This window comes from Pseudomonas sp. LBUM1668, assembly GCF_059695715.1.
Genome location: NZ_CP166787.1, coordinates 5,253,488 through 5,275,300 on the forward strand (window position 1 = coordinate 5,253,488; position 21,813 = coordinate 5,275,300).

At 60.8% G+C, this 21,813-nt stretch carries 19 protein-coding genes; 5 read left to right on the plus strand and 14 right to left on the minus strand.

What is annotated here, in order from left to right; all coding sequences use genetic code 11:
• The 4 genes from ACA061_RS23645 to ACA061_RS23660 are packed head-to-tail and all read right to left on the minus strand — an operon-like array spanning position 1 to position 7,749.
• On the minus strand, positions 1 to 4,566 hold the full coding sequence (locus ACA061_RS23645) for an alpha-2-macroglobulin family protein (RefSeq protein ID WP_497300135.1): 4,566 nt from the start codon (positions 4,564 to 4,566) through the stop codon (positions 1 to 3).
• Entirely contained in the window at positions 4,563 to 5,201 is a 639-nt protein-coding gene (locus tag ACA061_RS23650) for a DUF1175 domain-containing protein (protein WP_150617285.1), read from the minus strand. Before ACA061_RS23650 ends, ACA061_RS23645 begins: the two co-directional genes overlap by 4 nt.
• A complete protein-coding gene (locus ACA061_RS23655) occupies positions 5,198 to 6,910 on the minus strand; it encodes a DUF2138 domain-containing protein (protein ID WP_497300136.1) in 1,713 nt (570 codons plus the stop codon). Before ACA061_RS23655 ends, ACA061_RS23650 begins: the two co-directional genes overlap by 4 nt.
• A gap of 47 nt (positions 6,911 to 6,957) precedes the next feature.
• Complete coding sequence (locus ACA061_RS23660) at positions 6,958 to 7,749, minus strand: YfaP family protein (protein WP_497300137.1); 792 nt, start codon at positions 7,747 to 7,749, stop codon at positions 6,958 to 6,960.
• Positions 7,750 to 8,026: 277 nt separating this feature from the next.
• Here ACA061_RS23660 and ACA061_RS23665 point away from each other — a divergent pair, with 277 nt between their 5' ends.
• The 5 genes from ACA061_RS23665 to ACA061_RS23685 all read left to right on the plus strand — a co-directional run bounded on the left by ACA061_RS23665 (position 8,027) and on the right by ACA061_RS23685 (position 14,392).
• Positions 8,027 to 9,172 (plus strand): Fic family protein, encoded by a 1,146-nt coding sequence (locus ACA061_RS23665; RefSeq protein ID WP_497300138.1) that lies wholly within the window; start codon positions 8,027 to 8,029, stop codon positions 9,170 to 9,172.
• 77 nt (positions 9,173 to 9,249) lie between these two features.
• The gene (locus tag ACA061_RS23670) at positions 9,250 to 9,492 is read left to right on the plus strand and encodes an exodeoxyribonuclease VII small subunit (protein WP_003228627.1); all 243 of its coding nucleotides are present in this window, start codon (positions 9,250 to 9,252) and stop codon (positions 9,490 to 9,492) included.
• Complete coding sequence (ispA, locus tag ACA061_RS23675) at positions 9,489 to 10,376, plus strand: (2E,6E)-farnesyl diphosphate synthase (RefSeq protein ID WP_497300139.1); 888 nt, start codon at positions 9,489 to 9,491, stop codon at positions 10,374 to 10,376. The genes ACA061_RS23670 and ispA overlap by 4 nt, the downstream gene beginning before the upstream one ends.
• A 91-nt stretch (positions 10,377 to 10,467) precedes the next feature.
• Complete coding sequence (gene dxs / locus ACA061_RS23680) at positions 10,468 to 12,366, plus strand: 1-deoxy-D-xylulose-5-phosphate synthase (protein WP_150602087.1); 1,899 nt, start codon at positions 10,468 to 10,470, stop codon at positions 12,364 to 12,366.
• A gap of 139 nt (positions 12,367 to 12,505) precedes the next feature.
• Complete coding sequence (locus ACA061_RS23685) at positions 12,506 to 14,392, plus strand: TonB-dependent receptor domain-containing protein (RefSeq protein WP_497300140.1); 1,887 nt, start codon at positions 12,506 to 12,508, stop codon at positions 14,390 to 14,392.
• Positions 14,393 to 14,518: 126 nt separating this feature from the next.
• On the opposite strand, the gene ACA061_RS23690 is transcribed toward ACA061_RS23685, so the two are convergent.
• From ACA061_RS23690 to ACA061_RS23735, 10 genes are all read right to left on the minus strand, one after another.
• Positions 14,519 to 15,319, minus strand: a complete 801-nt coding sequence (locus tag ACA061_RS23690; protein WP_497300141.1) for a cobalamin-binding protein — start codon at positions 15,317 to 15,319, stop codon at positions 14,519 to 14,521.
• Positions 15,319 to 15,738 carry an MFS transporter gene (locus tag ACA061_RS23695; protein ID WP_210701796.1) on the minus strand — a complete coding sequence of 140 codons (420 nt, stop codon included), beginning with the start codon at positions 15,736 to 15,738 and terminating at the stop codon, positions 15,319 to 15,321. Before ACA061_RS23695 ends, ACA061_RS23690 begins: the two co-directional genes overlap by 1 nt.
• On the minus strand, positions 15,735 to 16,352 hold the full coding sequence (ribA, locus tag ACA061_RS23700; protein WP_150617279.1) for a GTP cyclohydrolase II: 618 nt from the start codon (positions 16,350 to 16,352) through the stop codon (positions 15,735 to 15,737). Before ribA ends, ACA061_RS23695 begins: the two co-directional genes overlap by 4 nt.
• Positions 16,353 to 16,576: 224 nt before the next feature.
• Positions 16,577 to 17,329 carry a substrate-binding periplasmic protein gene (locus ACA061_RS23705; protein ID WP_497300142.1) on the minus strand — a complete coding sequence of 251 codons (753 nt, stop codon included), beginning with the start codon at positions 17,327 to 17,329 and terminating at the stop codon, positions 16,577 to 16,579.
• Between the two features lie 34 nt (positions 17,330 to 17,363).
• Positions 17,364 to 17,867 (minus strand): phosphatidylglycerophosphatase A family protein, encoded by a 504-nt coding sequence (locus ACA061_RS23710; RefSeq protein WP_011336134.1) that lies wholly within the window; start codon positions 17,865 to 17,867, stop codon positions 17,364 to 17,366.
• Positions 17,864 to 18,829, minus strand: a complete 966-nt coding sequence (gene thiL, locus ACA061_RS23715; RefSeq protein ID WP_497300143.1) for a thiamine-phosphate kinase — start codon at positions 18,827 to 18,829, stop codon at positions 17,864 to 17,866. The genes ACA061_RS23710 and thiL overlap by 4 nt, the downstream gene beginning before the upstream one ends.
• A gap of 17 nt (positions 18,830 to 18,846) precedes the next feature.
• On the minus strand, positions 18,847 to 19,347 hold the full coding sequence (nusB, locus tag ACA061_RS23720; RefSeq protein WP_047303669.1) for a transcription antitermination factor NusB: 501 nt from the start codon (positions 19,345 to 19,347) through the stop codon (positions 18,847 to 18,849).
• The gene (gene ribH / locus ACA061_RS23725; protein ID WP_003228649.1) at positions 19,344 to 19,820 is read right to left on the minus strand and encodes a 6,7-dimethyl-8-ribityllumazine synthase; all 477 of its coding nucleotides are present in this window, start codon (positions 19,818 to 19,820) and stop codon (positions 19,344 to 19,346) included. The genes nusB and ribH overlap by 4 nt, the downstream gene beginning before the upstream one ends.
• Before the next feature lie 185 nt (positions 19,821 to 20,005).
• Positions 20,006 to 21,097 carry a bifunctional 3,4-dihydroxy-2-butanone-4-phosphate synthase/GTP cyclohydrolase II gene (ribBA, locus tag ACA061_RS23730; protein ID WP_150595200.1) on the minus strand — a complete coding sequence of 364 codons (1,092 nt, stop codon included), beginning with the start codon at positions 21,095 to 21,097 and terminating at the stop codon, positions 20,006 to 20,008.
• Between the two features lie 16 nt (positions 21,098 to 21,113).
• Positions 21,114 to 21,779 (minus strand): riboflavin synthase, encoded by a 666-nt coding sequence (locus ACA061_RS23735; protein ID WP_150595199.1) that lies wholly within the window; start codon positions 21,777 to 21,779, stop codon positions 21,114 to 21,116.
• Positions 21,780 to 21,813 lie beyond the last annotated feature (34 nt).

Consider the following 21,813-nt stretch of genomic DNA (forward strand, 5'->3'; position numbering starts at 1 on the left):
TCAGTTGACCGTGACCTGACCGAGGGCGGCTTTCGCTTCCTGAGCTTGATGCTGCGGCGCGTAGACCTGAGTGAAGCGCACTGGCGGCAAATTGAACTGGCCCTTCTGCGAGAAACGCACGAGATGGCGCAGACGCAATTCGCCGCTCAGCGCATCCACCGGCACGGCATAAGCCAACTGCCCCGGCTCGAAACGCGCTTTCTCCAGCGCGGTCGGTTCGGTGCCGTCCTTGCCCTGCAACTTGATGCCCCAAGTCGTGCGCTCGACATCGGCGCCCGGCGGCAGCGGCACTTCCAGCATGCCGTAGCGCAGCGGTTTCGGTGCCTTGCTGGTGAGGATCACTTCGTCCAGATACAGGCTGTCGCTGGACAGCGGCTTAGTGCCGACCGGTTCCAGTTTGAAGGTGAACGCTTCGTCGCCCGGCACCAGTCGCGACAGGCGACGGGTGATGGTCACGGCCATTGGATCGACGACTGGCTGTTGAGTCTGGAAACTCAGGGCCGCACGCAGCGGACGCTCCTGAGTGCCAGAAACCGTCAACACGCTCGGCACTGGCGTCGCCCCCTGCCACGTCCAGAACATCTCGCCACTGGCACCGTAGCTTTTCTTCCAGCCTTCACCCGGCGTCAGCGCAATGGTCGGCGAAGCCTGGGCGATGCTGCGTTGCAGCCAGGTCAACGCCAGTGCGCGTTCGAGCGTCGATTGCTGCGGCAACAGGCGTTGCAGCAAGGCCAGGGCGCGAGCCTGATCAAATGGTTGCAGCGACAGATTCAGCGCTTCGACAAACGGCTGCGAACTGACCGACAGACGCTGTTGCGCAGCGCCTACCTGACGATTGAAAGCATCAGGCAACGCGACTTTCGACTGCGTGGCCAGCGATGCGGTCAACACTCGCGCCGCCGCCAGACCGAGCGCCGAATCCGGATCGCTCATCACCAGGCTGTCTAAGCCATCGTCCATCAGGGTTTCGGCATTGCCTTCACCGGCCTTCGCCAGATCTTCCATCAACCCCGTCAGCAGCGTGTTCACCGGCAACTGCATCTGCTTGGCGAACGACAGAATCAGCGCCCGTTGCAGCAACGGCGTGTTCGGCGCCTGTTTGGCGTACACCTCCAACACCCGCTGCCAATGCTCCGGCGGCAGCGTCAGATCCAGTACCTGGCTGGCGTTCCAGTCGGCGAAGTAGGCGTACGCGGTGAGGAAAGCATCGGGCTCACCGTCGTAGCCCCACCAGGTGAAGCTCGCCGACGGCCCGGCCATTTGCACCAGACGCAGACGGCTGTTCTGCATGATCAGGCGCAGGCGATCGCGGATCTGCGGGCTCGATGCCAGCGACGGATAAGCGATGCTCAGCGGCAACAAGCGACTGGCGGTCTGCTCGACGCCGCCGTACGGATAGCTGAGCAGATCATCGAGCGCCGAGCGGAACAACGCTTGCGGACTGTCATCCAGACGCAGACGAATGTCGGTCGCATCCGCAGGCAAGCTGAGCGCTGTGTCGCCGCTGGCCACATCGAGGCTTTGTATTTGCGTCACTTGCCAGCCATCACCGGTCGCGCTCAGGCGTACGGCCAGGGAATCAGCGATTTTGCCGTCTTGCACCAACTCCGCCGTCCACTCGCCGGAAGCCAGTGCGAACGCCGGCAGCGGCAGGTAGTTGATGCCGTTGTTCAGGGTTACCGGCAGGCGTTGTTCGGTGCCGGCGTAGTGGGTGACCAGCTCAGCCTTGACCGGTTTCTCGGCTTGGCTGAACGCGAAAATACCGAGTTGCGGCTGATCGCCCCTACGGAATTTGCTCGGCCCGCTCCACTTCAGGTACAGCGGTTTTTCCGAGCGGACAAACTGCTTCTTCTGGCCGACCTGACCGTCATCGGCAATCGCGCGCGCGGTGATGCGCCAGCGGGTCAGCGAGTCGGGCATCTTGAAGGTGAAGCGGGTCTTGCCGTCGGCACCGGTGAGCAATTCCGGTTGCCATGCGGCGGTGTCGACGTCTTCACGACGCGGCCGCTCCAGCACTTTTACCCCGCGTTCACTGCGGTTGGCTTTGCCCGGTGCGCCCGGGCTGCCCGGCAGCGCCACGTCGTAACTGATGAACGACAGGCTGGCGCTGGTGCGCACGTTGTTGCGCCGTGGATGGTAGAAGAACTGGTCGATGGTCGGCGCGACTTCCGGCTGCAACGCGTAAACCATTTCGTCGACAACACTCACCGTCAGATGCGCCGGAATTGCTTTGCCGGCGAACTGCGTAGTCAGGTCGACGGTCACCGTGTCACCCGGCAGATACACCTGTTTGTCGGTGCTGATCGCCACGTCGATTTGCGGCGCGATCACTTTGATCCCGGCATTCTGGAAGCTGTACTGACCGCCCTTGGTGTACAGCACCGAGAAAGTCAGGTTAGGCGCGAAATTGTCCTTCACCGGGATGCGTGCGCGGTATTGGGTGTCGCTGAGTTTTTCCAGTTTCAACCAGTCGCCACCCTTGGCCAGCAGCGCGGTGGCTTCGACCTTGTCACGCTCCAGCGACAGCAGTGCATCATTGACCGGCTCAGGAAAAGTGATCAGTGCCAGCGCTTCGTCGCCGGCCTTGTACTCAGGTTTGTCGAGGACGATTTCCACCGTGCCTGGCACCGCTTTGACGCCTTCACCCGTGACCGAATGACCAGCGGCGCCGAGGACGCGACTGTGTTGATCCTTAAGCGTCAGGTTGTAAGTGCCCGGACGTTCGAAGGCCAGACTGAAACCTTTGTCAGTCGCCGCAAGTTTGCCTTCGCCAGTGCTCTGGTCTTCCAGACGTACCCAGCCGTAAGTGCTCGGAGTGACCGCTTTGCTCTGCTCGGCGCCGCCCTCGTTGGCGTAGCTGAACGCGACCTTGTCGCCGACCGCACTGAAACGCTGCGGCGCACTCATGCGGAAACTCGCGGCGCCACGGTCGATAAGGATTTCCTTGGTGGTCTTGACCCGATACGCCGCGCCATCGCTGGCGAACACGGTGAGCATGTAGCGGCTCGGTTTGTCGGCGGCCGGCAGGTCAAGGGTGGCGTTGCCTTTGCTGTCGGTGGTCAGTTCAGTGCTGGTCAGCTCCACCGGGAATTGCCCGAGATATTGCAGTTCGTTGTCGACCATCGACAGTTGTTGCGCGCGCAGGCTCAGGATCAGTTTGGCGTTGGCCACCGGTTTGCCGTCCGGGTACAGCAGCACCAGACTGCCTCTGACCGGCTCGCCGGTGCGGTAATCCTGCTTGGCCAGATTCAGCGAAATCTCGAAGTGTGGCTTGATGTACTCAGCCACGCGGAAGGCGCTGCTGTAGGCCTGATCCTTGTAGTTGAAGCGAATTTCATAACCGCCCGCCACCGCGTTATCCGGCAGTTGGAAGCGGCCCTGAGTGCCGGCCTTCGAATCAAGTTTCAGATCAAGGCGTTGCAGCTCGGTGCCAGTGGCGTCGAGCACGCTGACATTGACGTCTGCGGCGCCCGGCAGCACCGAGTCCCGCGCATTCTTGAACTCGCGACCGACGATTTTCAGCGAGACCCAATCCCCCGGTCGATACAGCGGTCGGTCGGTGAAGGCATAGAGCTTGGTGTCGTAAATTTCGCTGTCGTAATAGAAGTTTTCCGAGACGAATACACCGCCCTCCTCGTCCTCGCCGATGACGAAAGAACGCTCGGGGCTGACGTGTTTCAGGCGCAGCAAACCATCGGCATCGGTGGCGCCACTGCTCATCACGCCGAGGCCGTCGGTCCACAGCACATTGACCTTCGGCACCGAACTGCCTTCGTGCTTGCGCGCGGCCCAGACCAGCAACTCGTCACCGGCAATCTTGCTCACCGCAACGGTGTTGGAGACGAAGACCATGGTGGTCGCGCGATATTTACCGATCAGCGCTTCGACCAGATAAAGGCCCGGTTTCAACTGACCCAGCGGAATGTAAACGTTGCCCGGTGCGACGCTGACAAAGTCGCTGGAAGACCCGGCCAGGTTGACCCCGGCCGGCGGCTGAATCGGCTTGGCCTGCCACAGCGGATAACGGAACTGGCTGACCACCGGCAAGCCCGGAATCAGCGCGAATTGCGGCTGCGCGTCATACGGTGTCGGCGCCGCGATGGCGTTGCCCATCTTCAGTTCCGGCACTTCCTCGGTGACCTGTTTGCGCGACTCATAGGAGAACGCTCGCTGCATCACCCGACGGGATTTTCGGTACCAGTTGTCCCACAGATACGCGAGGGTGTTGGACAAGCCTTCGCCCTTGAACTGACCGTCGCTGACCACCCGGTGCAGGTTCTTCTGGCGTTTGAGGAAGTCCAGCGGCTTGTCGATGCGGTACACGCGAATGTCGGCGCCGCCGTAAGGCTCCATGCGGAAACGCCGATAATCGCGACCCGGCGCTTCGAGGCGAACCATGGCCTGCTCGTCGGCAGCGAAACTGCTGTCAGCCAGCAGGAAAAAACTTTCGCCGGACACCGGCGTATAGCCGCTCGGTGCAACAGTGTCTTCGGCGTTCACTACCGAAAATGGCAGGGCTAATAGCAACAGCAGAGGCAGTAAACGCAGCATGCGGGCACCGGTCATTGGGAGAGAAAGTTCAGTCGATAGACGCCGATGAAGTTGGGGTTGGCTGCGTCGGGTATCCATCGGGTGTCCTTCCATGTCATGAGTTGCTGCAGGCTTGCCGAACGCATGCCGTTGTCAGTCGGGGTGGTGGTGCCGGTGTGATAGGCGATGTAGCGGCCCATCCAGATCATCAGGTGCTGGTCGTCGCCCTGATCGAAAAACATCAGGTCACCTGGCCGCGCCTGCGACACGTCGCGGCTGACCAGATGACTGTTGAACTGAATCAGTTTGATTGCGTTGACGTACGGCCCGATCTTGCCGCCGCCCTGCTGCCATTGCTGGGCGAGCTTGCGCTGATCTTCGCTCAGCGACAGTTCCGGCGGCAGGTAACGATTGGACAGGCCATTGCTGCGCAGCCATTTGTCGTCGTGGACTTTCAGCGCTTCGTTGGCAGCGAAGCGCACCAGCCCGGCGCAATCCTGTTGATACCAGCGCGGGCTCGGGCCCTGGCTCAGTTGCTCCTGGGCGATGCGCACGAACCAGGCGCGAAACACCTGGGATTGTGCAGGATCGAGCGCAGGCGTTTCGACGGCTCGGGCGCCGGCGCTGAGTAACAGCGCGAGTAAGCCGAGGCTGCGGATCAGTGCCGTCACAGCGCTTTCCACTCCAGCGGCAGCCACTGCCAGTGACCATCCGGCTCGCTGCCTTCTGGCAAGGTCAGGGCATATTTGCCGTAGCCGCCGAGAGTGCGAAGTTTCGGGATCAGATAGGTTTGCGCGGCGTTGTAGAACACCGGTTCCATGTCTTGCGGCAGGCTGTCGAGGGTTTCCTGCTGCATCAGTTGCGCCATCGAATCCGGGCCGAAATAGATCGGCATCAGCACATCTTTGGGCAGCACATCGGCCATCGGCGGGAAGCGTTTGTCGAGGGTGCCGAGGGCCTTGTCGACGAGTTTGTCGTCGAGGGAAAACAGCAGCGTCGAGCCGTGACGGGCGAGGCTGACCTTCATGAACGCCTTGCCGCTGACTGCATCCGGATTCTCTGCGTCCTTGGCCGCGTATGGACCGAAGTTGGAGCTGACCTGACGCTGCCAGACGTGGCTCTGGCTTTCCTGTTTCTCCACCACCGGGAATACTTTTTCTTCGACGTTGGACTCGAAGGCTCCGACCATCGAACCGAACAGCTTGCCGAGATCACCGTCGAGCTTGCTGCTGTCCTCGTCTTTAAGACTGGCGACCAGCAATGGCGTGTACAAACGCGAATCGGCGTACCAGCACAGGCCCGCGGCGCCAGCCACATGTTCGGTGAGCGTCTGCGCCACGGCGTCTTCGGCGCCGAGTTTTACCAGCAACGGCTTTTGCGGTTCGGCAGCTACCGGCAACGTTACGCAGGCACTGGCGCCCAGCGGCATGGCTTGCCAGACCGGTTTGAAATCGAATTCCGGCTGGTTTTCCAGCTCATCCATTGCGAGATAGCTGTGCCAGCCCTTGTCGTCCATGTCGAAACGCAGGCCGGCGAAGTTCGGAATGAAGCGCTGGTAGCCCATGGCGAGGACGCTAGAATTCACCGAGAGTCGCTGTTTGGTTTCCGGGGTTTTAGCAGGCAGGCCGAAGGCTTCGGGGAACAGCTTTTCGCCGCTGAGCAATGCCGCCAGTGCTTGCGGTGAAACGTGGCCGGACTCTTCGGACACGCCGCTTTCAGGGTCGTAGTACTTGGCCGGATTGGACAGCACCACCAGTTTGTCGCCGCGCGAAGCGAACAGCAGCGATTTGCTGGCGTTGTAGCTCAATTGGTACAGCGGCACCTCGTCACTGCCAACCTTGAGGTTGCCGAAAACGCTGAGTTGCGTGTCATCCAGCGCCACTTTCGCCAGCGGCTCCAGCAGCTTGGCCAAACCACCGCGATCCATTACCAGCAGAAAGTCCTTCAAGCGACCATCGGCACCGCGCCACAGCGCGACATCGGCTGGCTGATCGAAAAGTTGTTCGATCAAGCTGTCCTGCAACTTCAGGTCATGCTCGTAAATGATTCGGCGCAGACTGCCGATCAAGCCGAGGCGATCGGCGTGGGTTTCGTAATAGAAGACGAAATCTTCGGTGAGCGTGGCCTTGAGGAACGGCACCGTCAGCAGGTCTTTGGGCAACTGGCTCAGCGAGCGGGTTTCCAGCAATGCATCCGGGCGGCTCAGGCCAAGTTTGTCACCGGCAAGCTCCACCGGCGGCGCCTTGGGTTTGAGCAGCAGCCAGCCAAAACCGCCTGCTACGCCAGCCACCAGGCACAGCCCGGCCAACAGCAACGGCCAGCGCCGGGAAGGTTTGCCAGCAGGTGTTTCGGCAGCCGGGGTAACAGTGTTATCGCTCATCTTCACGCTCATTCCCAAAGCTCACGATTTCATCCATGGCGGGATACTTAATAGTTGAAAGTCTTGACCAGCAGCAGATCACCAATCGCCCGCAGGGGCACGATGAACGTCTCGCGTTTTTCGTCGACGGTGTTTTCGTTGAGCACCAGCGTGATTTGCGAAGTAATCACCTCGTTCTGGTTGCTGGTCTCCTCGAAGTTATAGCCGCCATTGCCGAAGTTGCCCCAATAGTTGACGTAAACCAGATAGGTGCCGTGCAGCGGCGCGGTCATGGTGAACATCTCAGGGCCGGGGCCATCGACGCCATCGGGGTCGAGGCCGCCGCCATTGCTCAGCGCCGGCCGCGCCCAAAAGGCATGCTGGCCATCGGGCGTGACAATGTGCAGATCCAGCCCAGCCTTTGGATCGTCCCATCCCAAGACAAGACGAATTCGCGCCGGCGTGCGCAAATTATTTGCTTCATAAAATTGCACGCGCTTGAGCGACTGGCCCTCGGCGCTGATCACCTCGACGCTGTTGGAACCGGCGCCAAAGGCATATGGCCGGGCGAAACGGCCCTGATCGTCGGTGTACAGATTCAGCGGATTGCCATTGACGGCGAGGCTGTGCGGCGGGCGCATATGGCCGATGGCCTTGAGCTGGCCCTGGATCATCGTGCGATTGCGCTGGATGCCGCGGTCGATCGGCGGCGTCGGATAGGCGACTTGCGGGTTTTCCGTGCGATCGAGAAAGCCGTGATAACGCCAGCCACCCACCGGTTCCGACAGCTCGGCACTCGGTGCGGCCAGCAGCGCGGATGCGCAGGCCATCCCGATCACCAGCAAAATGAATGAACGCATGTAATGCCTCCTGCCATGCCTGAACGAAACCTTGCACCCGATCCTCGGTACTTCACAGCCTCTAAAACTGCGTTTCGTCTGAAAGACCCGTGGCTGCCGGGTCGTAGAAGGCGCGAAGATTAGCCATTCGGCAGTTTTTTAACAATCGGATACAGGTGCTATCGCTGTAGGAATTACGCGTATTTATTGTGCGTGAGCCGAATAGCCGTCATATTCGGCTCACTAAATGAGCCGAATAGCTTTTCTATTCGGCTCACGCACTCAGGATCAGTACCCCATGGCAACTCACTGGATCTGGCAGCAGCCCGATTGGCCAGACTTTAACTGGCAGACAGAACGCCTGACGCCACTGCTGCGTGAGTGCGTACAGGCGCAGGGTCAATTGATGGGCATGGCCGGATCGGTGGGCGACTCTTTGAGCGCTCAGACCGAACTTGATGCGCTGCTGCAAAACATCGTGACCTCGTCGGCTATCGAGGGTGAGCAGTTAAATATCGGCTCGGTTCGATCGTCATTGGCGCGGCGCCTGGGCCTGGAAGTGTTCGATGGCGATCACGTCAGCCAACGCAGTGAAGGTCTGGCCAGACTGATGCTCGATGCCACTCGACGCGCCGCGCAACCCTTGACGCTGGAGCGCTTGCTGGAATGGCATGAATGGCTATTTCCGGATCCGGAAACCGGCTTTTCTTCGCGCGCAATAAATGTCGGCGCATTACGCGGCGATGAGCCGATGCAGGTGGTTTCCGGGCGGATCGACCGTCCGATCGTTCATTTTGAGGCCCCGCCCCGCCAAGGCCTTGAACGCCAACTCGACGCGTTTCTCAAGTGGTTCGACGCCAGTCAGCGGCAAGCGGGCCTCGATCCGTTATTACGTGCCGGCATCGCGCATTTCTGGTTTGTCACTCTCCACCCGTTCGACGACGGCAACGGGCGCCTGACTCGCACCATCACCGATCTGGCACTGGCTCAGGGCGAAGCGCTGGCGATTCGCTTTTACGCCATGTCGGCCAGCATTCTCGACGACCGCGCCGGTTATTACCGAATACTCGAATCCAGCCAGAAAGCCACGCCGGACATCACCGACTGGCTGACGTGGTTCCTGCAAACCCTGTTGCGCAGCCTGCAACAAGCCATCGAGCGAATAGAAAGCGTGCTGGGCAAGACGCGATTCTGGCAAGCGCACCGCGAATCCGAGCTTTCCGTTGAGCAAACCAAAGTGCTCAATCGTTTGCTCGACGGCGGTGAGCGCGGTTTCGGGCACGGCATCAGCGCGGCGCAGTATCAGGCTGTGGCGAAGGTATCGAAGGCCACGGCGACCCGGCATTTGGCAGAATTACTGGAAAAGGGCTGTCTGCAAAGGCTCCCTGGCGGTGGGCGAAGTACGCGTTACCAGATCAATTACCCAGGAAAACCCACTGACTGATACACCCCGCTCATTTGCCCATACCCCCCCTATCTGCTAGTGTCGCGCCGGTTTAACGTCAACCGGAAACTGCCGCCATGGCCCGCAAAAAAGCTGCACTGGATTTCGAACAGTCCCTCGCCGACCTGCAAACACTGGTCGAGCGTCTGGAGAACGGTGAATTGTCGCTGGAAGACTCGCTGACCGCTTTCGAGCAGGGCATCGGGCTGACCCGTGACTGCCAGGCAGCGCTGGCTCAGGCCGAGCAGAAGGTGCAAGTGCTGCTGGAGCGCGATGGCGAACTCGCCGAGGAACCCTTCGACGCGGAACAGCCAGAATGATTGCAGCGTATTCGGCGACCAGCCAGGCCCGGGTCAACGCGGCACTGGAAAGCCTGTTCAACGCCCCGTTGCCGGAGCTGGCGCGCCTTTACGAGGCCATGCGCTACAGCGTGATGAACGGCGGCAAACGCGTGCGTCCGCTGTTGGCCTACGCCGCGTGCGAAGCCCTCGGTGGCAAGCCTGAGCAGGCTAACGGCGCGGCCTGCGCGGTGGAGCTGATCCACGCCTATTCGCTGGTGCACGACGATTTGCCAGCGATGGACGACGACGACCTGCGTCGCGGCCAGCCCACCACTCACAAAAAATTCGATGAAGCTTGCGCGATTCTCGCCGGTGACGGCTTGCAGAGTCTGGCGTTCAGCGCCTTGCTCGATCCGCGCCTGAGCGACCTCAGTGCCGACATCCGCCTGCAGATGGTCAGTGCCCTCGCACTGGCCGCAGGCCCGGCCGGTATGGTCGGCGGTCAAGCCATCGACCTCGGCTCGGTCGGTCTCAAGCTCGATCAAAAAGCCCTTGAACAGATGCACCGGCACAAGACCGGTGCGCTGATCGAAGTCAGCGTCAAACTTGGCGCCCTGGCCAGTGGCCGTGCCGAGCCAGACGAACTGCAATCCTTGCAGACTTACGCACAAGCCATCGGCCTCGCCTTCCAGGTGCAGGACGATATCCTCGACGTCGAAAGCGATACCGCCACCCTCGGCAAACGCCAGGGCGCCGATATCGCGCGGGACAAGCCGACCTACCCGGCGCTGCTCGGCCTGGACGCGGCCAAGGCCTACGCCCTGGAGCTGCGCGATCAGGCCCTGCACGCCCTGCGACCGTTTGACGCGGCAGCCGAGCCGTTGCGCGAGCTGGCCCGGTATATCGTCGAGCGCCGCAGCTGACGGCGAATCGGCCAAAAAAGATCAACGCGTGGGCAGTGGGCGATGCATCAGGTAAACTGCCGCATCTTTTATACCTATAACGATTCGCCTGATGCCCACGACGTTTCATGAGATTCCCCGCAAGCGCCCGACCACGCCCCTGCTCGACCGTGCGAATACGCCGGACGGCCTGCGCCGGTTAGCCGAAGCCGAGCTGGAAACCCTGGCTGATGAGTTGCGCCTGGAATTGCTCTACACGGTCGGCCAGACCGGTGGGCATTTCGGTGCCGGTCTGGGCGTCATCGAGCTGACCATCGCGTTGCATTACGTCTTCGACACCCCGGATGACCGGCTGGTGTGGGACGTTGGTCATCAGGCTTATCCGCACAAGATCCTCACCGGTCGCCGTGAGCGCATGGAATCGCTGCGCCAGAAGGACGGCATCGCCGCTTTCCCGCGTCGCGCCGAGAGCGAGTACGACACCTTTGGCGTCGGCCACTCCAGCACGTCGATCAGCGCAGCGCTGGGCATGGCGATTGCCGCCCGCCTGCAGAACAGTGATCGCAAGGCGATTGCCGTGATCGGCGACGGCGCATTAACCGCCGGTATGGCCTTCGAGGCGTTGAACCATGCGCCGGAAGTCAACGCCAACATGCTGGTGATCCTCAACGACAACGACATGTCGATCTCGCGCAACGTCGGTGGCCTGTCGAATTATCTGGCGAAGATTCTTTCCAGCCGCACTTACGCAAGCATGCGCGAAGGCAGTAAAAAAGTGCTGTCGCGCCTGCCCGGCGCCTGGGAAATCGCCCGTCGCACCGAAGAATACGCAAAAGGCATGCTGGTTCCAGGCACCCTGTTCGAAGAGCTGGGCTGGAACTACATCGGCCCGATCGACGGCCACGACCTGCCGACCCTGATCGCCACGCTGCGCAACATGCGTGACCTGAAGGGCCCGCAATTCCTGCACATCGTCACCAAGAAAGGCAAAGGCTTCGCCCCGGCAGAAGTCGATCCGATCGGTTACCACGCCATCACCAAACTCGAACCTGTCGACGCACCGGCCGCTGCGCCGAAGAAAACCGGCGGGCCGAAGTATTCGGCGGTGTTTGGCGATTGGCTGTGCGACATGGCCGCAGTTGATCCGCGCCTGGTCGGGATTACCCCGGCGATGAAGGAAGGCTCGGATCTGGTGGCGTTCAGCGAGCGCTTCCCGCTGCGTTATTTCGACGTGGCGATTGCCGAGCAACACGCGGTGACGTTCGCCGCCGGCATGGCCTGCGAAGGCGCAAAACCGGTAGTAGCGATCTACTCGACGTTCCTTCAGCGCGGTTACGACCAACTCGTTCACGATGTGGCGGTGCAGAACCTCGACGTGCTGTTCGCCATCGATCGCGCCGGCCTGGTTGGCGAAGACGGCCCGACCCACGCTGGCAGCTTCGACCTGTCGTACCTGCGTTGCATCCCGGGCATGGTCATCATGACCCCGAGCGATGAAAACGAATTGCGCAAAATGCTCACCACCGGTCATCTCTACAACGGCCCGGCGGCGGTGCGTTATCCGCGCGGCAACGGCCCGAATGCGGCAATCGAGAAAGACCTCGAACCGATCGAGATCGGCAAAGGCATCGTTCGTCGTCAAGGCAGCAAAGTCGCCCTGCTGGTGTTCGGCGTGCAACTGACCGAGGCGCTGAAAGTCGCCGAGAAGCTGGATGCGACAGTGGTCGACATGCGCTTCGTCAAACCACTGGACGAAGCTCTGGTCCGCGAGATTGCCGGCAGTCACGAGTTGCTGGTGACCATCGAAGAGAACGCGATCATGGGCGGTGCCGGTGGTGCAGTCAGCGAATTTCTCGCCCGCGAGAATATCCTCAAGTCGATGCTGCATCTGGGCTTGCCCGATGTTTACGTCGAACATGCAAAGCCTGTGCAGATGCTGGCCGAGTGTGGCCTGGATGAAGCGGGGATCGAAGCGTCGATTCGCGAGCGTCTGGAACTGTTGAACCGCTAACGCGCCCCCCTGTAGGAGCTGCCGAAGGCTGCGATCTTTTGATCCTGATCTTCGGCGGCTCCAGACTTTTTAAAAGCAAAATCAAAAGATCGCAGCCTTCGGCAGCTCCTACACGGTTTTGCATAAACCATGGATTGCCATGAAACTCTCGCGCCTCGCCCTGCCCTTCCTTCTGCTGCCGACCGCCAACGCTGTCGCCGACACTTTCGAGCGCGATCAAGCGCTGAAGCTATCGGACGTGTTGATCAGCGCCAACCGTCAGGTCGAAGCGCGCAATGACAGCAGCGCCGCCAACACCGTGTTCACCCGCGAAGACATCGATCGTCTGCAACCGAGCGATGTTCCGGACCTGCTGCGGCGTGTGCCGGGCGTGCAAGTAGCACAAGCAGGTGGGCGCGGCAGCTTGCCCGGGGTCTATATCCGCGGCACGCAGTCGGCGCAAAGCCTGGTGCTGGTCGACGGCCAGCGCATCGGCAACTCCACTTCCGGTGACAGCAATCTGCAGCACCTGAACATCGAGCAGATCGAACGCGTGGAAGTGCTGCGCGGTTCGCGCTCGGTGATCTACGGCAGCGATGCGATTGGCGGGGTGATTCAGATTTTTACCCGCCGTGGGACTGAGCAAGGCTTGCAACCGCGCATGCATGTCGGCTTCGGCAGCCATCAAACCTGGGAGCGCAGCCTCGGCCTGTCCGGTGGCGACGACAAAACTCGCTTCAACCTCGGCGCCAGCCTGGATGAAACCGCCGGGATCGACCGTACTCATGAGTCATATCCGAGCGACGGCGATCACGATGCCTACCGCAACAAGTCCGTCAGCCTGAGCCTCAGCCATGCGCTGACTGATGACATAGAAGTCGGCGCCAACCTGCTGGATAACCGTGGCAAAAGCGAGTTCGACAATCCGTTCGGCCGCTTCGACATGACCACGTTCGAAGCGGTCCAGCAACAGCCTTACAGCGATTTCAACGTTAGTAGCGTCAGCAGTTACGTCGATGCCCGGGTCAACGATATCTGGAAAACCCGCGTCGAATTCGGCCACACAGAGAACCGCGAAAAGACCCTCGACAAGCTCAGCGACGAGCGCACGGTATTCAACACCTACCGCGACTCGGTGAACTGGCAGAACGACCTGACCCTGGATGCGCGCAACAGCCTGATCCTGGGCGGCGACTGGTACGAAGACCGGGTCAACAGCAGCACCGCGTTCGACGAGGACAGCCGCTGGAACCGCGCCGCGTTCATCCAGCACCGTTATCAGGCCGACAGTTTCTCCACGGAGCTGGGTTTGCGTCACGACGACAACCAACAGTTCGGCAGCCAGAACACCTGGAGCGGCACCTTCACCCTGCCGCTTAATCCGGACAACGATCTGCTGCTCAGCTACAGCGAAGGCTTCCGTGCACCGACCTTCAACGACCTGTACTACCCTGATTTCAGCAACCCGAACCTGAAACCGGAAACCTCGAAAAGCTATGAGCTGCAATGGCGCAGCCAACTGAGCGACAGCAGTCGTCTGGAAGCGTCGCTGTACCGTACGGATCTTGAGGACGCGATCATCTTCGGCAGCAACTCACGGCCGGAGAACGTGGCTTCAGCACGGATCAATGGTTTCGAAGCGGCGCTGAAGCAGGAATTGTTTGGTTGGCAGAGCAACCTTGGCGTATCGATCATCGACCCGCGCGACCGTGATACCGGCCATACGTTGGCGCGGCGAGCACGGCGAACGTTGAGTTGGGATCTGGATCGGCAGTTTGATCGACTGAGCCTCGGCGCCAGTTGGCAGGCGGTGAGCAGCAGTTATGACGACCTGAACAACAATCAAGCACTAGGCGGCTATGCGCTGTTCGGCCTGCGCAGCAGTTGGACGCTGAACCGGGAGATCAAACTGGATCTGAAGGTGGATAACCTGCTGGACAAGGGTTACAGCCGCGCAAACTACAGCTATGACGGCAGCCAATATGGTTATCGCGAAGAAGGTCGAGCGTGGATGTTTGGGGTGACCTGGACCCCCGAACTGCGCTGAAACTTCTGAAATTGCTGATATTGCTGATATTGCTGATGTTCCCTGTAGGAGCTGCCGAAGGCTGCGATCTTTTGATCTTATAAAACAACATCAAAAGATCGCAGCCTGCGGCAGCTCCTACAGGGGTTATTTGTCAGGCTGGATGAGGTGGCAGAGTTTGGCGGTGGCATCGATCATCTGAGCGCTCGGGCGTTCCAGGCCTTTGTCGGTGACCAGCAGCAATTGCCTCTGCTTTACAGCCGTCACCTGCGGCCACGCCTTCCATGCATCCAGCTGCGCCTGATCACTGGCCAGAATCACCTCGGGATCTCGCTGCAACACCGCCTCAATGCTGACTTGCGGCGCCGGCAGACTCAAGTCGCCGAACACATTGCGCGCCCCGCACACCTCAAGCGCATCGCTGATGATCTGCCCCCCGCCGACGGTATACAGCGGCTTGTCCCACACCTGATAGAACACCTTAAGTGGCCTATCCCGGTGATAACGCTGGCGCAAGCCGTCGAGTTTCTTGCGAACATCCGCCGCCAACACAGCCCCGCGCTCGGGCCGACCGAGCTGAGACGAAATGGCTTCGATCTGCGCAGAAAGCTGTTCAAGACTGTGCGGTTCGGCGACGTAAGTAGGGATGTTCAGCCGCTGGAGCTGATCGCGCTGCGCCGGCCCGACACTGCCGGGCCAGAGCAACAACAGATCAGGTTTGAGGCTGAGCAAACGCTCCATGTCGAGCTGACCATAGCGACCCACCGAGGGAAGATTCGCAATTGCTGCAGGCCGCTCGCCCGCATCCAGCACGCCGACCAGCAGATCGGCGGAATCCAGTTCAACGACGATTTCAGAAAGCGACGGCGCGAGGCTGACCACGCGCAGAGCGGCGAATACAGGGCCATTGATGGCCAGCAGCAGAACCGCCAGCCAGAGATGGCGCATCAGCCGAGTTGACGCGGGATACGGTAGAGGTAAAACAGCACGACAGTGGACAGCGCCAGCAACATCAGCGGTATGGCTTCAAGGCCGACAAATACCGCCAGTGCACCGACCCACGCGGGCAAAGCGGCCGCTAGAAATGCCGCTCGGCGACTTGCTGCGAGGGCGATCCAGGCCGCCGGTTCATCTGCAGTGTCGAGGGATTTCTGCGTGGCGATCAGCGCATGTTTGTAGCGGCCAAAAAACTTCAGGCTGACGAACATCGACGCGACACCGGCGATAAACAGCGGCATCGCCAGCACCGGCAGAATCGGCTCGTTCTGAGCAAACACAGCATTCAGCACGAACAACGGCACCAGCGCTAACGCCAGGTATTTCCACCAGTCGACGCTGAGGCGACGCTTTACCTGACCGCGAGTCACGCCCGGTCTACCTCGCCCTGATGCTCGTTGCCCATCATGTGGTCGAGCTTGCTGGCCTTGGTCGCCAGGTACAGTTTGTTGTGCGGGTTGTGGCCGGTGTGCAGCGGCACGCGCTCGGCGACGACGATGCCCATGTCGGTCAAGGCTTTGACCTTGCGCGGGTTGTTGGTCATCAGACGCAGGGCTTTGACCCCGAGGTGTTCGAGCATCGGCAGGCACATGGCGTAGTCGCGCTGGTCGGCGGCAAAGCCCAGACGCTCGTTGGCTTCAACGGTGTCAGCGCCGCCATCCTGCAATTCGTAGGCGCGGATCTTGTTCAACAGACCGATGCCGCGACCTTCCTGACGCAGATAGAGCAATACGCCACGACCTTCGCGGGCGATGGCCTTTAGCGCGCCCTCAAGCTGCGAACCGCAGTCGCAGCGCTGGCTGAACAAGGCATCGCCAGTCAGGCATTCGGAGTGCAAACGGCCGAGTACCGGGGCACCGTCGGCAAAATCACCCAGGCTCAGCACGACATGCTCGCGGCCGGTGGCTTCATCTAGAAAGCCGTGCATGGTGAATTGCGCAAAAGGCGTTGGCAGCTTGGAAGCGGCGACAAAAACGACAGGCACCGGTGTGCTCCTGATCTAAAAAAAGTCTGAAGATTCGCTGGGCGGCATTGTAACAGCAGGTTCCTACAGACGCTTAGGCTGAATTATCGGGCATAACGATCAAAAAGTTTGATGACTTACCCGACAACACAGACCTGTGTAGGAGCTGTCGAGTGAAACGAGGCTGCGATCTTTTGATCCGGCTTTCAAAATCAAGATCAAAAGATCGCAGCGTGCCGCAGCTCCTACAGGGGATTCGCGGCGCCCGCGCTAAACGGATACGGCTGCTTCCACTTCTCGAAAATCGGTTTCAGCTCGCCGCTCTTCACCAGTTGATCCATGCGCCGGTCAAACAGCGCCATCAATGTGCGGGCCTTGGGGGTATTGGCGAAGCACAGGTACAGCGGCAACTCGGCAACATGGGTCGTGCGAAATTGCGACGGATCCCTCGCCCGACTGAGCACGTAATTGATTTCAGTCAGCGCGTCGATGTAATAGTCGGCACGGTTGTGGGTCAGCATCGACAGGATCCCGGTGCGCCGGATCACTTCGTTGAAGCTGCGTACATTGGGCAAGTAGCTCTGATAGTCGTAGCCGCGCACCCAGGCCAGCCGATAGTTGCCCAAGGTCTCCAGCGTTGGTGCCGGGTTGCTGGCAAGGCCCAGCGCATAGACGTGATCGGTGTCGAAATTCCAGCGCGGATAGAGCAGATCACTGAACTCTTCGTGATACGAGCCCACGCAAGCATCGACTTCAGCACGCTGCGCCAGCCCTACAGAACGCGTATAGGGTTCGCTGCGAATATCGAGTTTTACCCCGACCGGTTCGAACACTTTGCGCAACACATCCCAGGCCAGCCCATGGCCATCGGCAGCGGTGTAGTCTTCCCAGACTTCGCTGGCCAGACGAATAACCGGGGGCGCCGGCGCGGTTTCCTGCGCACTGGCGACAGTGCCCAGCACAGCCAAAACCACCCCTGCCAACCAGCGCCGCGACATCCTTAATACCCTCTCTAGCCTGACAACCCTCGAATCAGGCAAATACCCACACCAGTCCCTGCATCGCCAGCCAGGCGAACACGCCGGCCAGCACGTCGTCGAGCATGATGCCGACTCCGCCATGAACATGCCGGTCGATCCAGCGGATCGGCCACGGCTTGAGAATGTCGAAGAAGCGGAACACCAGGAAACCCGCGAGCAACCAGTACCAGCCTTCCGGCACCAGCCACAGGGTGATCCACATCCCGACCATTTCGTCCCAGACGATGCCTTCGTGGTCGTGCACGCGCAGATCGTCGGCGACCTTGCCGCACAGCCAGAAGCCGAACAGCATGGTGATGCCGAGCATCAGCCAGTACCCCCAGTCGGGCAACATCTGCCACAACGGGATAAAGGGTAGCGCAACGAGCGAACCCCACGTGCCCGGCGCTTTGGGCAAAGTACCCGAACCGAAGCCGAAGGCAAGGAAATGCCAGGGATTGCGCCAGACAGAAGGCGGGACGAATTCGGCCGGAACCTGTTTCGGGTGATCTGTCACGGTGACTCCTGAAAATGTTGATAGCCCCGGATTTGCGGGGTGATGTCGTGCCCTTCGCGGTCCAGTAGCGCCACGCCCTGCCCCTGCGCCACACGACCGATCACATGGATCGGCCAACCAGCGGCCAGCAGTGCCGGCAACTCGACGGACGGCAGCGTGAAGGCCAGCACGTAATCATCGCCACCGCTCAGCGCCGCACGCTCGGCACCGCGCTGACCGAGAAACGCCACTAGTGCATCCGACAACGGCACACGCTCACGTTCAATTTCAAGTCGCACCTTCGACGCCAACGCGATGTGCCCACAATCGGCGAGCAAACCGTCGGAGATATCCAGCGCTGACGTGGCTTTGCCGCGTAGCGCCTGACCGAGCGCGAGTTGCGGTTGCGGTGACCAGTAGTGATCGAGCAGCGGCTGAGCGATATCCGCCGCGGCGTCGCGCTGGCCCAACACCAGCGGCAACGCGCCAGCGGCATTGCCCAGCTCACCGCCGACACACAGCAAATCACCTGGCTGCGCACCGTTGCGGGTCAAGGCCAATCCGGTCGGGACGCGACCGAACACAGTGACGGTCAGGCTCAACGGCCCGCGCGTGGTGTCACCACCCACCAGAGCCACGCCGCAGTTCTGCGCCATGCGGTTCAAACCGTGGGCATAGGCTTGCAGCCAATCGGCGGTCACCGTCGGCACAGTCAGGGCAAGGGTAAAGGCGATGGGCGTGGCGCCCATGGCGGCCAGATCGCTGACCGCGACGGCCAGCGAGCGCTGACCGAGCAAAAACGGATCGCAGGGATCGGCGAAATGCACGCCGGCCACCAGCGTATCGGTGGAAATGGCCAGCTGTTCCCCGGGGGGAACCGCCAGCAAGGCGCAGTCGTCGCCGATCCCGAGAGCAACGCCCTCGCCGCCCTGCGCACAAGGCGCGGCGGCGAAGAAATTGCGGATCAGCTCAAACTCGCCCATTGGGTATCAAGCGCATATCAGCGCTTGAACGCCTTCACTTCAGCTTCACGCAGACGCGGGGCCAGCTTGTCGAGCACACCGTTGACGAACTTGTGGCCGTCGGTCGAACCATAGACTTTCGCCAGTTCGATGCCTTCGTTGATCACCACGCGGTACGGCACGTCGACGCGCTTGAGCAGCTCCCAGGTGGACAGGCGCAGCACGCACAGCTCAACCGGGTCCAGCTCTTCGATGGTCAGGTCCAGGCACGGCGCCAACGCAGTGTCGATCTCGGTCTGGTTGGCCGGAACACCGTGCAGGATGTCGTGGAAGTAGCTGGCATCGGCAAAGGTGAAATCGTTGTCGACGCGAAACTGCGCTTCGATTTCGTTCAGCGAAGTGCCAGCCAGAAGACGCTGGTACAGCGCCTGAGTCGCCAACTGACGGGCAGCCCGGCGCTTTTCGCTTTTCGAAGGCTTGCCGGCGTCCGCTGGACGTGGGTCGCGCGGGTTGAAACGATCGCTTTCGTCGCTAATCACTTGGCCTCCAACTGTGCCAGCAGGCTGACCATTTCCAGCGCGGACAGGGCAGCTTCGGCACCTTTGTTACCGGCCTTGGTGCCGGAACGTTCGATGGCTTGCTCGATGGAATCAACGGTCAGGACGCCGAACGCGACCGGAACGCCGAACTCCATGGACACCTGGGCCAGGCCCTTGGTGCACTCGCCTGCCACGTATTCGAAGTGCGGAGTACCGCCACGAATGACCGCGCCGAGGGCGATGATTGCTGCGAACTCGCCTTTCTGAGCGACTTTCTGCGCAACCAGCGGGATTTCGAAGGCGCCAGGAGCGCGGATGATGGTGATGTCGCTTTCGCTCACGCCGTGGCGAACCAGGGCATCAACTGCACCGCTGACCAGGCTTTCAACAACGAAGCTGTTGAAACGGCCCACTACCAGAGCGTAGCGGCCTTTAGGGGCGATGAAGGTACCTTCGATGGTCTTCAGGGTCATTCGTCAGATCTCTTAAAGAGCCGGGACGCGTCTCGTACGCATCCCTCAGTGATATTAGCTGTGGCGAGGGGATTTATCCCCGATGGACTGCGTAGCAGTCCCAAAACAGGGGCCGCTGCGCAGCCTTCGGGATAAATCCCCTCACCACAAGAATCCATGTCAACAATGTCGGAAACAACCGGTCATTATTCGGAGGGCACGTATTCTACAACTTCCAGATCGAAACCGGATATCGCATTAAATTTCATCGGTGCCGACATCAGGCGCATTTTGCGTACACCGAGGTCACGCAGGATCTGCGAACCGGCACCAACGATGCTGTAAGTGGTCGGTTTTTTCGCCGGTACCTGATCGCCGGTTTCACGAATATGCGCCAGCAACACGTCGCCATCGAGCGGATGACCCAGCAACAGCACCACGCCGCTGCCGGCCTCGGCAACTGCAGCCATGGCGGCGCGCAGGCTCCAGCGGCCCGGTTGTTTGACCATCAGCAGATCGCGTAGCGGGTCCATGTTGTGCACGCGAACCAGGGTTGGTTCTTCAGCGCAAACGGTGCCCAGCGTCAGGGCCATGTGCACGTCGCCTTCCACCGAATCACGATAGGTCACCAGGTTGAATTGGCCCAGTTCGCTGTCCAGTGGCTGCTCGGCAATCCGCTGAACGGTACGTTCGTGGATCATCCGGTAGTGAATCAGGTCGGCAATGGTGCCGATCTTGATGTTGTGTTCAGCGGCGAACGCTTCCAGCTCAGTGCGACGGGACATGGTGCCGTCGTCGTTCATCACTTCGCAGATCACGCCGCTCGGCTCGAAACCGGCCATGCGCGCCAGGTCGCAAGCAGCTTCAGTGTGGCCAGCGCGCGCCAGGGTGCCGCCAGCCTGAGCCATCAGCGGGAAGATGTGGCCGGGGCTGACGATGTCTTCAGCCTTGGCGTCTTTCGCGGCGGCAGCCTGCACGGTGCGTGCACGGTCAGCGGCGGAGATGCCGGTGGTCACGCCTTCAGCTGCTTCGATCGACACGGTGAACTTGGTACCGAACCCGGAACCGTTGCGTGGCGCCATCAGCGGCAGCTTCAACAGTTCGCAGCGCTCGCGGCTCATCGGCATGCAGATCAAGCCACGGGCATGCTTGGCCATGAAGTTGATGTGTTCGGCCTTGCAGCACTCGGCGGCCATGATCAGGTCGCCTTCGTTCTCGCGGTCTTCGTCATCCATGAGGATGACCATCTTGCCTTGGCGGATGTCTTCAACCAGTTCTTCGATGCTATTGAGCGCCACAAGGCACCCCCTTCAGTCAGGAATTGAGGTAGCCGTTGGCGGCCAGAAAGCTTTCGGTAATCGTGCCACCAGCGCTCGGCTCTGCGGCCTTGTCGCCCAACAGCAGGCGCTCCAGATAACGCGCCAGCAAGTCGACCTCCAGATTCACCCGACGACCCGGCTTGTAGGAAGCCATGATGGTTTCGCTCAGGGTGTGCGGAATGATCGTGAGCATGAACTCGGCGCCATCGACTGCGTTCACGGTCAGGCTGGTGCCGTCGACGGTGATCGAGCCTTTATGGGCGATGTACTTGGCCAGGTCTTTCGGTGCGCGGATGCGAAATTCCACGGCGCGGGCATTATCGGCGCGCGAGACGATTTCGCCGACACCGTCGACGTGACCGCTGACCAGGTGACCACCCAGACGAGTGGTTGGGGTCAGGGCTTTTTCCAGATTGACCGGGCTGCCGCTTTTCAGGTCATTCATGGCCGTGCAGTCCAGCGTTTCGCGGCTGACGTCGGCGGCAAAGCCGTTGCCCGGCAGCTCGACAGCCGTCAGGCAGACGCCGTTGACCGCGATGCTGTCGCCGAGTTTGACGTCGCTCAGGTCGAGCTTGCCGGTTTCAACATGCACCCGTACATCGCCGCCCTTTGGGGTCATTGCACGGATGCTGCCGATGGATTCGATGATGCCGGTAAACATGGGGTTCTCCTTGAGAACGAAGCCAGCGCTAACG